At 63.9% G+C, this 13,556-nt stretch carries 9 protein-coding genes; 8 read left to right on the top strand and 1 reads right to left on the bottom strand.

Going from position 1 to position 13,556, the window contains the following annotated elements; translation table 11 throughout:
* Positions 1 to 112: 112 nt before the first annotated feature.
* The 8 genes from ACTJLC_RS22605 to ACTJLC_RS22640 all read left to right on the top strand — a co-directional run bounded on the left by ACTJLC_RS22605 (position 113) and on the right by ACTJLC_RS22640 (position 13,133).
* Positions 113 to 1,153 (top strand): LacI family DNA-binding transcriptional regulator, encoded by a 1,041-nt coding sequence (locus ACTJLC_RS22605; RefSeq protein ID WP_073431071.1) that lies wholly within the window; start codon positions 113 to 115, stop codon positions 1,151 to 1,153.
* 51 nt (positions 1,154 to 1,204) lie between these two features.
* Entirely contained in the window at positions 1,205 to 2,134 is a 930-nt protein-coding gene (gene rbsK, locus ACTJLC_RS22610; protein ID WP_073431072.1) for a ribokinase, read from the top strand.
* A 381-nt stretch (positions 2,135 to 2,515) separates the two neighbouring features.
* Positions 2,516 to 4,288, top strand: a complete 1,773-nt coding sequence (locus ACTJLC_RS22615) for a methyl-accepting chemotaxis protein (protein ID WP_073431073.1) — start codon at positions 2,516 to 2,518, stop codon at positions 4,286 to 4,288.
* Positions 4,289 to 4,631: 343 nt separating this feature from the next.
* Positions 4,632 to 5,393, top strand: a complete 762-nt coding sequence (locus tag ACTJLC_RS22620; protein WP_073431074.1) for a hydratase — start codon at positions 4,632 to 4,634, stop codon at positions 5,391 to 5,393.
* 865 nt (positions 5,394 to 6,258) lie between these two features.
* Positions 6,259 to 8,181: a PrkA family serine protein kinase gene (locus ACTJLC_RS22625; RefSeq protein WP_073431076.1), complete on the top strand. Its 1,923-nt coding sequence runs from the start codon at positions 6,259 to 6,261 to the stop codon at positions 8,179 to 8,181.
* Positions 8,182 to 8,507: 326 nt separating this feature from the next.
* Entirely contained in the window at positions 8,508 to 9,779 is a 1,272-nt protein-coding gene (locus ACTJLC_RS22630) for a YeaH/YhbH family protein (RefSeq protein ID WP_073431077.1), read from the top strand.
* A complete protein-coding gene (locus ACTJLC_RS22635; RefSeq protein ID WP_073431078.1) occupies positions 9,776 to 11,488 on the top strand; it encodes a SpoVR family protein in 1,713 nt (570 codons plus the stop codon). The genes ACTJLC_RS22630 and ACTJLC_RS22635 overlap by 4 nt, the downstream gene beginning before the upstream one ends.
* 340 nt (positions 11,489 to 11,828) lie before the next feature.
* On the top strand, positions 11,829 to 13,133 hold the full coding sequence (locus tag ACTJLC_RS22640; protein WP_114162535.1) for an MFS family transporter: 1,305 nt from the start codon (positions 11,829 to 11,831) through the stop codon (positions 13,131 to 13,133).
* Positions 13,134 to 13,256: 123 nt separating this feature from the next.
* On the opposite strand, the gene ACTJLC_RS22645 is transcribed toward ACTJLC_RS22640, so the two are convergent.
* Positions 13,257 to 13,478, bottom strand: a complete 222-nt coding sequence (locus ACTJLC_RS22645; RefSeq protein WP_073431080.1) for a hypothetical protein — start codon at positions 13,476 to 13,478, stop codon at positions 13,257 to 13,259.
* Positions 13,479 to 13,556: the final 78 nt, after the last annotated feature.

Here is a 13,556-nt window from a genome sequence, read left to right on the forward strand (position 1 = left end):
CGTTAGCGGTAAAGCGTAAGAATTCATGGGTTTGGTCTGTCTTCGATGAAGACGTCCGGTGGGTCGCCAGATGGCGCGACCGGCGGAAAAAACAGGCAGGAGAGCAACAGTTATGGCGACGATCAAGGATGTAGCGGCCGTGGCAGGCGTGTCGTTCACGACGGTATCGCACGTGGTGAACAACTCGCGGCCCGTGTCCGCCGACGTGCGCGCGAAGGTCGAGCACGCGATCCGTCAGCTTCACTACGTGCCGTCGGCGGTGGCCCGCTCGCTCAAGGCGCGGGCGACGGCGACGATCGGCCTGGTGGTGCCGAACAGCACGAACCCGTATTTCGCCGAACTCGCGCGCGGCATCGAGGACGGCTGTTCGCGCAACGGCTACTGCGTGTTCTTCTGCAATTCCGACGACGACCCGGCCAAGCAGCGCAACTATCTGCGCGTGTTGCAGGAAAAGCGCATCGACGGGCTGATCGTGGCCTCCGCCGGCGACGACGCGGTGCTCGCGCAAGCGCTCGCCGACGCGCGCGAGCCGCTCGTGATCGTCGACCGTAACATCGAGGGGCTGAACGCGGACCTGGTGCAGATCGACCATGAGAAGGGCGGCTATCTCGCCACCCGCCATCTGCTCGAACTGGGGCATGTGCGGATCGGCTGCATTACCGGGCCGGTCGAGACCGCGGTGAGCGCGATGCGGGTACACGGCTTCATCCGCGCGATGACCGAGCGCGGCATCGAGATTCCGCCGGATGCGATCGTCGAAAGCGATTTTTCCGGCATGGGCGGCCATCGCGCGGCGGCGCAACTGTTCGACACGGTGAAGCCGTCGGCGATTTTCGCCGGCAACGACATGATGGGCATCGGCGCGCTGCGCGCGGCGGCGGAACGCAACATCAGCGTGCCGCGCGATTGCTCGATCATCGGTTTCGACGATATCGAACTGGGACGCTTCACCTACCCGTCGCTGTCGACGGTCGGGCAATCGGTGCGCGCGCTCGGCGACATGGCCGCGCAAACGCTGATCGAACGCATCGCCGGGACCCCGTCGGGCACCGCGCGCGCATCCGGCCGCCGGCGCGTCGTGTCGCCGCGGCTGATCGTGCGCGAATCCACCGCGACCTGGGCGGGCGCGGGCAAACGCAATCTGGCGGCATGAGCGCAACGGCGGCGAAGCGCACGAAAGCTCGCCGCACTATGGGAGAAGGGAGTGGCAAGTCAGCAAACGCGCTCACGCGTGACGGTGGTCGGTAGTCTGAACATGGATCTGGTGGCGCGCGCGCCGCGTCTGCCGCATCCCGGCGAGACGCTCGCGGGCCGCGCGTTCGCGCAGGTGGCGGGCGGCAAGGGCGGCAACCAGGCGGTCGCGGCCGCCCGGCTGGGCGCGCGGGTGTCGATGCTGGGCTGCGTCGGCGCGGACGCCAATGGCGCGCAGTTGCGCGCCGGACTCGAAGCGGAAGGCATCGACTGCGCGGCGCTGGAAACCGGAACGCAGGCGACCGGCGTGGCGCTGATCGTCGTCGACGATGCGAGCCAGAACGCGATCGTGATCGTCGCGGGCAGCAACGGCGAAGTCACGCCTGAAACGATTGCCCGCCACGAGGCCGTGCTGGCCGCCGCCGACGTGGTGATCTGCCAGCTTGAAACGCCGCCCGCGACCGTGCGCGCGGCGCTTGCCGCGGCGCGGCGGCTGGGCAAGACGGTGATCCTGAATCCGGCGCCCGCCACCGGTCCGTTGCCGGCCGACTGGCTGCCGCTGATCGACTACCTGATCCCGAACGAACTCGAGGCCGCCACGCTGACCGGTCTGCCGGTCGCCTCGCCCGAGGACGCGGCGCGGGCCGCCGCCGCGCTGCGCGCGGCCGGCGCGCGCAACGTGCTGGTCACGCTCGGTCCGCGGGGCGTGCACGCGACGCTCGACGGCGGGGCCGCGACGCTGTACGACGCGCCGCGGGTGGCAGCCGTCGATACGACCGCGGCGGGCGATACTTTCATCGGCGGCTTCGCGGCGCAACTCGCGCAAGGCGCGAGCGTCGATGCGGCGATCCGCTTCGCGCAGCGCGCGGCGGCGCTCTCGGTGACGCGCGCCGGCGCGCAGCCGTCGATTCCCACTTGCGCCGAACTGGACGCTTCGGCCTGATTGGCAGCGAGCCCGCCGCGCATCGAGGCCAACGATGCGCGGCGCGCAAAAGCGTCCGCCGTGGTGCCCGGGCTCGATTCGCAGCAGGCTCGTCTGCTCGGCCAGGCCTGAACACAGCTCATCCCCTCGCGCGTTCAGTGCCCGTTTTCCCGCCCCGTCGTTGCCCTAAACGCCGCGTAATCCATGCGACGCAGGCCGCTTGTCGGCCCTTTGAAATTTAATCGAATTTGTTACAACGTCTTTCTTCACACCATATAAATACTTCAAGTATGCGTTTTATGTGCCGTAAACAAACTTAGAGCGCCGCACCCAAAAAGGGACGCCTCGACGCAGACGCCCCGCGCGTACGCGCTCTCTTATTTGCTAAGCACAGGAACAAGCATGTTGAACAAAGGCATCACGATCAAGGCGCGCATTGGCCTGACGATGGCATTCCTTGCCGCGCTGCTGGTGGCCATCGGCGTGTTCGGTCTGTTCGGCATGAGCCGTTCGAACGACGCCTATAAGGACACGTTCACCAACGCCATGCCGAGCGCGGTCGACATCGGCAATGCGGAGCTGTACGCGGCGCGCGAACGGCTGGCGCTCGACCGCGCCGCGTTCATGATCGGCACGCCGGAATCGGCGCCCACGCTCGAGCGCGCGCGCCTGATGCGCACCACCTCCGACACCTGGTGGAAAAAGTACATGGACCTGCCGCGCGACGCCGAGGAAGACCGTCTCGCACAGGTCGTCGTCGGCAAGCGCGACGCGCTGCATCAGCAGGCGGACGCCTTTGCCGCGATCGTCGCCGCAAGCGACCAGAGCAAGCTGATCGACAGCGCCAAGCGTCTGCAGGTGGCGTACAACGAACTCGCCAACGCCGACGAGGCCTTGCGCAAATTCCAGTTCGAATCGGCGAAGGCGGGTTACGACTCCGCGCAGAGCCAATTCGACCTGTTTCGGCTGGTGAGCGCCGGCGCGCTGCTGGTCGGCGTGCTGGCCGCGGCCTTGTCGTATCTCGTGCTGAGCCGCGCGATCGCCCGTCCGCTCGACGAAGCCCTCGGCCACTTCGACGCGATCGCCGCCGGCGATCTGCGCCGCCCGGTCGTCGTCACGTCGCGCGATGAAATGGGCCGGCTGCTCGAAGGGATCGCGAAGATGCAGCGCAGTCTCACCGAAACGGTGCGCACGGTGCGCAGCGGCAGCGAATCCATCGCGACGGCCACGCGTCAGATCGCGGCCGGCAATCTCGACCTCTCGTCGCGCACCGAGGAGCAGGCCTCCGCGTTGCAGGAAACCGCGTCGAGCATGGAAGAGCTGACCGGCACCGTCAAGCAGAACGCCGACAATGCCCGCCAGGCGAGCTCGCTCGCGGCCAATGCGTCGGAGATCGCCAATCGCGGCAGCACGGTGGTCGGGCAGGTGGTCGGCACGATGGGCGACATCAACCAGAGTTCGGCGAAGATCGCGGACATCATTTCGATCATCGAAGGCATTGCGTTCCAGACCAACATCCTGGCCCTGAACGCGGCCGTGGAAGCGGCGCGGGCCGGCGAGGACGGGCGCGGTTTCGCGGTCGTGGCGGGCGAGGTGCGCAGTCTCGCGCAGCGCTCGTCGGCGGCGGCCAAGGAAATCAAGGAACTGATCGACACTTCGGTCGAGCGGGTGCAGTCCGGCTCGGCGTTGGTCGACCAGGCCGGCCGCACGATGACGGAGATCATCGGCGCGGTGCAGCGCGTGACCGACATCATGGGCGAGATCGCGGCGGCCTCGGAAGAGCAGAGCAGCGGCATCGACCAGGTGGCGCGCGCCGTCACGCAGATGGATGAGGTCACGCAGCAAAATGCCGCGCTGGTCGAGGAAGCGGCCGCGGCGGCGTCTTCGCTCGAAGACCAGGCGGGCAAGCTGCGCGCCGCGGTCGCGGTGTTCCAGTTGGACGAAAGCGGCCAGGCGCCCGTGAGCGCGGCGGCGAGAAGTGCGGCCAAGCCGGCGCGTCCGGTCGCGGCCCGCAAGATGTCTCACGTCACGGCGCGGCCCGCGCCGCAGGCTCCGGCCGCAAGCGCCGCCACGAGGGCACCTGCGAGGGCGCCCGCAGCAGCGCCCGCGAGAGCGCCGGCCAAAGCCGCGGCGCCCGTCAGCGCCGGCGGCGACCAGGACTGGGAAACTTTCTAATCCCTTGCCCTCTGTCGGAGCATCCGTTCGCGGCGCCGGGACGACTCGAAACGCGCCCCGGCGGATGACCGCATCGCCCGAAAAGACCGCGATCGCGCACGCATCGGCGGTCTTTTTTCATGGCTTGCGCATTAAGTAGGGCCGACGGCGCACTTCACGCCCTGGCGGGCGCCATGATCCGGTACATTGACGGGCGCGGCTGCTGCTCCTCGCGGCTGCGCGGCCAGCGCGGATCGTCTGCCTGAAGCGTGCGAGCCCGCTGCCTTTAATCGCTGTAACGCCTGTCCACGCCAACCGGCACGCGGCAACCAACCGCTCAACGCGCCAGCCATAAAGGACCGACATGACGCCACACGACCTCGCGCTCCGCCTCGTCGAAGCACGCCGGCAGCATCATCCGATCGACGTGCCCGCGCCCGACAGCCTGCCGCCCGACGCGGCCACCGCCTACGCGATCCAGCAGGCGGTCATCGCGGGCCTCGGCGACGCGACCGGTGCGTGGAAGATCGGCGCCAAGGCGCCGGGCGGGGCCGCCGCGGGCGCGCCGATTCCGGCGTCGCTGGTGCTGCCCTCGCCGGCGCGGGTCGCGCATGCCGGCTTCTTCCGCGTGCTGGTGGAACTGGAGATCGCCTTTCGCTTCGCCGAGGCGATCGAGCCGCGCGGGCGGGCCTATGCGCGCGACGAGGTGCTGGCGAAGGTCGGCGTCGTGCTGCCGGCCATCGAGATCGTCGATAGCCGCTTTGCCGAATGGCCGAACGTCGCGCCGCTCGCGCAACTGGCCGACGCGCAGAACAACGGCGCGCTGATCACCGGTCATCCGGTGGCTTACGCGGGTCTCGCGCGCGGCTTCGATTTCGTGTCGCCCGAACTCGAACTGAGTCTCAACGGCCGCTCGCTCGTGCCGGAAGTGACCGGCAATCCGGCGGGCGACCCGCGCGAACTGCTGGTGTGGTTCGTCAACCATTGCGCGGCGATGGGCATCACCATCGAACCGGATTGGACGCTCACCACGGGTTCCTATGTCGACGCTCACAATGTGGACAAGCCCGGCATCGTGCGCGGCCATATCGACGGCCTTGGCGAAGTCGAGGTCGATCTGACCTGAGCGTGCGACACCCGCCGGTTACAGCGCGGGTTACGGCGCGCTTGTGACAACCCGCTTGTCACGACTGTCTTGTAACGGCTCATTACGAAGCTTCATGCAAACGGCTGCCCACGGGGTGGCCGTTTTACATTTACGGCGTCCCCAAGGTGCGTCTCGCGCGCGTCTTGCGTATACACCTATTGAAGCGGACTGCCGCTGCGCCGTCATCCAGTTATACGGGCGGCTAACCATATCGCGGACGCGGTTACTACGAGGGCTGAAGCATCAGTGGGCGGCTCTGTGCGATTCACCTCGCGTCGGTGCGGACGACGCGGAACAAAACCGCTCGCGCCTTGACGAACCGCTTGAAAGCGCACCGATGCAAGGCACGCCATGCGCGCGACGCCGCGAACATGTAACAGGCGCTTTTTCGTGTAGACCCGATGCCCGCGCCGCGCGTTGATGAAGAAAATGGCCGGGCACGAAAAACGCGTAGGACGTGCGTGCTTTCACGACGATGCGGGTGCGAGCGGACAGATCGTCCGGTGCAGCAGCCGGTTTGTTCGATGAACGATACGACCTGTGACCTGTGTAATGGGGGCATGGCCGTGACATGGACCAACGGTGCAACAGAGTGTGTCGCGGCGAGATGGCGGCAGCGCTGTCACGACAGCGGCGGTTCGCGATTGCTGCGGCCTGCGCGCAAGATTGTAGGTTGTCGATACACCGTTTCCAAGTGATGAATATCGGTAGCCGGGTACGGCGCGATTTTCGCAACGTAGTTCGTGAAAAAAAATTTAAAAGGGTTTAGGATGAATTCGAGCGATGTCGTTTCCGAATAGCGCGCCGCGCACGACATCGGTCTAGACTTCGGCGAGGAGGTAGCATGGATATCTACAGCAGTTTCGCGACCCGCTTCGAGAAAACGCGAGAGGATGAACTCTCGCTCGAGGAGTATCTCGCGCTCTGCAAAGACAATCCCGCCGCGTACGCCACGGCTGGCGAACGCATGTTGACGGCAATCGGGGAACCGGAACAGATCGATACTCGCAACGATCCGCGCCTGTCGCGCATCTTCGCGAACAAGGTGATCAAGGTATACCCAGCGTTCCGTGAGTTCTACGGGATGGAAGAGGTGATCGAGCAGGTGGTCGCGTACTTCCGGCATTCGGCCCAGGGTCTCGAGGAAAAGAAACAGATTCTCTATCTGCTGGGCCCGGTCGGCGGCGGCAAATCGTCGATCGCGGAGCGTTTGAAGCAGCTCATGGAACGCGTGCCGTTCTATGCGATCAAGGGCTCGCCGGTCAACGAGTCGCCGCTCGGCCTGTTCGATTACGACGAGGACGGTCCGATCCTCGAAGAGCAATATGGCATTCCACGCCGCTACCTCAAAAGCATTCTGAGCCCGTGGGCGGTCAAGCGCCTGCACGAATATAACGGCGACATCCGCAAGTTCCGCGTGGTGCGCCGCTATCCGTCGATCCTTCGCCAGATCGGTATCGCCAAGACCGAGCCGGGTGACGAGAACAATCAGGACATCTCGTCGCTGGTCGGCAAGGTCGACATCCGCAAGCTCGAACAGTACGCGCAAGACGACGCCGACGCATACAGCTACTCGGGCGGCTTGTGTCTCGCGAATCAGGGCCTTCTCGAATTCGTCGAAATGTTCAAGGCGCCGATCAAGGTGTTGCATCCGCTGCTCACCGCGACCCAGGAAGGCAACTTCAAGGGCACGGAAGGCTTCGGCGCGATTCCTTTCGACGGCGTGATCCTGGCCCACTCGAACGAGTCCGAATGGAAGGCGTTCCGCAACAACCGCAACAACGAAGCACTGCTCGACCGGATCTTCGTGGTGAAGGTGCCGTACTGCCTGCGCTACAGCGAGGAAGTGAAGATCTACGAGAAGCTGCTGCGCAACTCGTCGCTGGCGAGTGCGGTATGCGCGCCCGGCACGCTGAAGATGATGGCGCAGATGTCGGTGCTCACGCGTTTGCAGGAGCCGGAGAATTCCAGCCTCTTCTCGAAGATGCAGGTCTACGACGGCGAGAATCTGAAGGATACCGATCCGAAGGCCAAGTCGTATCAGGAGTACCGCGATTTCGCGGGCGTGGACGAAGGGATGACCGGCGTGTCGACCCGCTTCGCGTTCAAGATCCTGTCGCGGGTGTTCAACTTCGATTCCACCGAAGTCGCGGCGAATCCGGTGCATTTGATGTACGTGCTCGAACAGCAGATCGAGCGCGAGCAATTCCCGCCGGAAACCGAGCAGAAGTATCTGTCGTTCATTAAAGACGTGCTGGCCTCGCGCTACGCCGAATTCATCGGCAAGGAGATTCAGACCGCGTATCTGGAGTCGTATTCCGAGTATGGTCAGAATATTTTCGATCGCTACGTGACGTACGCCGACTTCTGGATTCAGGATCAGGAGTTCCGCGACCACGACACCGGCGAGAGTTTCGACCGTGCGGCGCTGAACGCCGAACTGGAGAAGATCGAGAAACCCGCGGGCATCAGCAACCCGAAGGACTTCCGCAACGAGATCGTGAACTTCGTGCTGCGCGCGCGTGCTGCCAATGCGGGCAAGAATCCCGCGTGGATCAGCTACGAGAAGCTGCGCGTCGTGATCGAAAAGAAGATGTTCTCGAACACGGAGGAACTGTTGCCGGTGATCTCGTTCAACGCCAAGGGCTCGGCGGAGGAACAACGCAAGCACGAAGACTTCGTGAATCGCATGGTGACGAAGGGCTATACGCCGAAGCAGGTGCGCTTGCTGTGTGACTGGTATCTGCGCGTGCGCAAGTCGTCATGATGCGCATTGCGTGCCGCCCGCGCGGTTCGGCCGCGCGGGCACCTTGCGAGGCGCGAGCCGCATGGACATAGCTGTGCTGCGCATGCGGCTTGCGCCTCGCCCGAAGTTAGTACAGTTGCATGGGGTCCGGGTGAGCGCTGAAGCGCCAACTCCGATCGACATACGAGTGCATGGGATCGGAGTAAGCGCTGAAGCGCCAACTCCGATCGACATACGAGTGTATGGGATCGGAGTAAGCGCTGAAGCGCCAACTCCGATCGACGTACGAGTGTATGGGATCGGAGTAAGCGCTGAAGCGCTAACTCCGATCGACACGGGAGAGCGGTGTGCTTCATCAAATCATCGACCGCAGGTTAGCAGGCAAGAACAAAAGCATCGCCAATCGCGAACGCTTTTTGCGTCGCGTTAAGAACTACATTCGTCGCGCCGTCTCGGAAGCGGTTCGCGACCGGAGCATCAAGGACATCCAGAACACCCAGAGCATCACGATTCCCCGCAAGGACATCGCGGAGCCGTCGTTCCGGCATGGCCCCGGCGGCAAGCGGGAAATGGTGCATCCGGGCAATTCCGACTACATCCGCGGCGACAAGATCCAGCGCCCGCAAGGGGGCGGCGGCGGTGGCGGGGGCAATCAGGCCAGCAACGAGGGCGAGGGTCAAGACGACTTCGTGTTCGAACTGAGCCGCGAAGAATTCATGCAGTACTTCTTCGACGACCTCGAACTGCCGCGTCTCGTCAAAACCCATCTGATGGCCGTGCCCACGTGGAAAAGCATTCGCGCGGGCTGGGCCGCCGAAGGCACGCCGAACAACATCGACGTGGTCCGCTCGCTGCGCAGCGCGCTGGGCCGCCGCATCGCGCTCGGTGCACCGCTCGTCAATCAGTTGCACGAGATGGAGCGGCAACTGGAGGTCATGAAGGCCGACCCCGACGACCGCCGCGACGAGATCAAACTGCTCGAGGAAGAAATTCACCACCTGAAGGGACGCATCTGGCGCATTCCGTTTATCGACCCGTTCGATCTGCGCTATGTGAACCGGGTGAAGCAGCCCACGCCGTCCAGCCAGGCCGTGATGTTTTGTCTGATGGATGTGTCGGGTTCCATGGACGAGCAGCGCAAGGATCTCGCCAAGCGCTTTTTCATCCTGCTGTATCTGTTCCTCAAGCGCAATTACGAGCGCATCGAGGTCGTGTTCATCCGCCACCATACGCGCGCCGAGGAAGTCGACGAAGACACGTTCTTCCATTCGACCGAAAGCGGCGGCACGGTGGTGTCGAGCGCACTGGAGCTGATGCAGAAGGTGATGGAGGAGCGTTATTCGCCCACCGAATGGAACATTTACGGCGCGCAGGCGTCGGACGGCGACAACTGGACCGACGACTCGCCGAAGTGCCGCAAGATACTCGCGGATGACATCCTGGAGAAGGTGCGCTATTTTGCGTATATTCAGGTGACGCCCGAAGAGCAGAACCTGTGGCTCGAATATGCGCAACTGGCCCTGAGCCAGCCGCACATGGCGATGAAGAAGGTCGAAACCGCGGCGGACATTTATCCGGTCTTTCGCGAGTTGTTTGAAAAGCAGGTGGCGTCCTCATGACGACCAAGCATTTGCATAACGAAGCGCGCGGCTATCAGCCGGAGCGTGGAAAAGGCGTGCCGCAGCGTCAGTCGGGGCATGCCGAGGGTGGGGCGGATCAGGCAGGCGCCGCCACCGGAGCAGTCGACACCGCTGCAGCACGGGGACACACCGGAACGCCCACTGAGGGGCAAAGGGAAGTCCGTATGAACGTAGCCGATAGAAGGCCTCTGCCGTGCCCGTCCGACTGGACCTTCGAATTGATCGAAGAGTACGACTCGCATATTGCCCGCGTCGCCGAGCAATATGAACTCGACGTCTATCCGATCCAGCTCGAACTCATCAGCGCCGAACAGATGATGGACGCCTACGCGTCCGTCGGCATGCCGGTGAACTACCGTCACTGGTCGTTCGGCAAACACTTTCTCTCCACCGAAAAAAGCTACCGTCGCGGGCAGATGGGGCTCGCGTACGAGATCGTCATCAATTCGAATCCCTGCATCGCGTATCTGATGGAAGAGAACACGATGACGATGCAGGCGCTCGTCATCGCGCACGCGGCTTACGGGCACAACTCGTTCTTCAAGGGCAACTACCTGTTCCGGCTCTGGACGGACGCGCACGCGATCATCGATTACCTCGTCTACGCGAAGAACTACATCGCGGAGTGCGAGGAGCGTTTCGGGCTCGACCGGGTGGAAGAACTGCTCGATTCCTGCCATGCGTTGATGAATTACGGCGTGGACCGTTACAAGCGTCCGCAGAAGCTCTCGCTCGAAAAGGAATTCGCCGCGCGCCGCGAGCGCGAGGCGTATCTGCAATCGCAGGTGAACGAACTCTGGCGCACCTTGCCGACCCGGCACACGCCGTTGCCCGAGGAAATCGAGGAGCGCTATCCGCCGGAGCCGCAGGAAAACCTGCTGTATTTCGCGGAGAAGAATGCGCCGCTGCTGGAGCCGTGGGAGCGGGAAGTGATCCGCATCGTGCGCAAGGTCGGCCAGTATTTCTATCCGCAGCGGCAAACCCAGGTGATGAACGAAGGCTGGGCGACGTTCTGGCACTACACGCTGCTCAACACGATGTACAACCAGGGCAAGCTGGAAGACGGCTTCATGATGGAGTTTCTCCATTCGCACAGCAACGTGGTCTATCAGCCGCCGGTCACGAAGCCTTACTACAGCGGCATCAATCCGTATGCGCTCGGTTTTTCGATGATGAGCGACATTCGCCGGATCTGCGAGGCGCCAACCGACGAGGACCGCAAGTGGTTCCCGGAACTCGCCGGCAGTCCGTGGCTGCCCGCCATGCACTACGCGATGCGCAACTTCAAGGACGAGAGTTTCGTCGCGCAGTATCTGTCGCCGCATCTGATCCGCGAAATGCGCCTCTTCTCCGTGCTCGACGACGACATGCGCGACGCGCTCGAAGTCTCCGCGATTCATGACGAAAGCGGCTATCAGTACGTGCGTCAGGCGTTGTCGCGGCAGTACGACATGCATCATCGCGAGCCGAACATTCAGGTGTGGGCGGTGAATACGCGTGGCGACCGGAGCCTGACGCTGCGGCATTTCATGAGCGACAACCGGCATCTGTCGTCGGATAGCGACGAGGTGCTCAAGCACATGGCGCGCTTGTGGCAGTTCGACGTGTATCTGGAAAGCGTCGATGAAAACGGCACCGTGCGCAAGCGCTATGAGTGCCGGTATGTGCCGCCGGCGGTGAGGGCTTGATGCGGCGCTTGGTGCGTCGCTTGGTGCGCCCATAAAGCGCCGGCCGGATGAGCCGTCTGACTCGTCAAAAAAAAGCCCCTCTGGGTCCGTGAAGGCCCAGAGGGGCTTTTTCTCGCTGGAACCTTTCGCGCCGTAAGGGGTTGGCGGCTCGCTCGCCGTTTCCCCGTGACGGCCCGCGCATAAACCTCCCATCTTTGTCTTGCGATTCTGTAAAATTCGCGCACGCGTGCCGGCCGTGACGCTCCGGTGCCACCGCGGCACCCACGCTATGCACAGCGCGCGTTGTGAAGGCGGCAACAAGACCGCGACCTCCGTTCAAAAGACAAGGAAAGACACAAGCATGACCGACCTAACCGACCAAACCGTGGCCTCGGCTCACGACACACGACGCCGTATCTTCGCGATTGTTGGCGCTTCATCGGGCAATCTCGTCGAGTGGTTCGACTTTTACGTGTATTCGTTTTGCGCGCTGTATTTCGCGCCCGCGTTCTTCCCGAGCGGCAACACCACCACCCAGTTGCTCAATACGGCCGGCGTGTTCGCCGCGGGCTTTCTGATGCGTCCGATCGGCGGCTGGTTTTTCGGCCGACTCGCCGACAAGCACGGCCGCCGCATGGCGATGATGGTGTCGGTCTTCATGATGTGCGGCGGCTCGCTCGTCATCGCGGTGCTGCCCACCTATGCGCAGATCGGCGCGCTCGCGCCGGCGCTGCTGCTGGTCGCGCGGCTGTTCCAGGGCTTGTCGGTGGGCGGCGAATACGGCACCAGCGCAACCTACATGAGTGAAGTCGCGCTCAAGGGCCGGCGCGGTTTCTTCGCGTCGTTCCAGTACGTCACGCTGATCGGCGGCCAGTTGTGCGCGCTGCTGGTGCTGGTGATCCTGCAGCAGACGCTCTCCACCGAGGAACTGAAGGCGTGGGGCTGGCGCGTGCCGTTCGTGATCGGCGCGCTGGCGGCGTTGGTCGCGCTGTACCTGCGTAAATCGCTCGACGAAACCACCAGCGCCGCGACGCGTCAACGCAAGGAAGCCGGCACGCTGCGCGGCCTGTGGATCCACCGGGTCGCGTTCATGACGGTGCTCGGCTTCACGGCGGGCGGCTCGCTGATCTTCTACACGTTCACGACTTACATGCAGAAGTACCTGGTCAACACGGCCGGCATGCACGCCAAGACGGCCAGCAACGTGATGACCGCGGCGCTGTTCGTCTACATGATCATGCAGCCGGCGTTCGGCGCGTTGTCGGACCGTATCGGCCGGCGCCGTTCGATGCTGTTCTTCGGCTTCTTCGCGACCATCGGCACGGTGCCGCTGCTGCACGCGCTGAAAGACGTGACGAGCCCGTATGCGGCCTTCGGCCTGGTCGTGCTGGCGCTGGCGATCGTCAGCTTCTACACGTCGATCAGCGGTCTGATCAAGGCGGAGATGTTCCCGCCGGAAGTGCGCGCGCTCGGCGTGGGCTTGTCGTATGCGGTGGCCAACGCGATCTTCGGCGGCTCGGCGGAATACGTCGCGCTGTGGCTGAAGTCGGTGGGCAACGAGTCGATGTTCTACTGGTACGTCACCGCGCTGTGCGCGATCGCCGGCCTCGTCGCGCTGCGCATGCGCGATCCGTCGAAAGAAGGGTATTTGCGTCACGAGCCGTGAGCGTGCAAGACGCCCGGACAGCGCGAATGAGCGCTGATTGACAACGGCGGTCAGGGGCAACCCGGCCGCCGTTTTTTATCGAAGCCGGCAACGCGCGATGCGGCAGCCGGGCAGGGACGCGCTTCAAGCCACCACGATGTCCGTGCCGAACGCATGCAGCAGATCGCGCAGCGCCTCGGCCTGCGCCATCTTCGCGCCGCTGCGCAAGTGAATCTGCACCGCGCGCCCGGCGATGCCGTCGACCGGATGCGCGAGCCACAACTCCACCGCGAGCCCGAGTCCCTCGGGCTGATTATCGACGACCGGTTCGATCACGCGGGGCTTGAAACAGGCACTGTCGGACATGGCGGCTCACCTTGGGGCGGATGATGTTCGACTTCATCGTAATCAGCATGGCGCGCCGGACCAAGCAACAAATACGCG

The organism is Paraburkholderia sp. 22099, assembly GCF_052045835.1.
Classification (GTDB): Bacteria; Pseudomonadota; Gammaproteobacteria; order Burkholderiales; family Burkholderiaceae; genus Paraburkholderia; species Paraburkholderia terricola.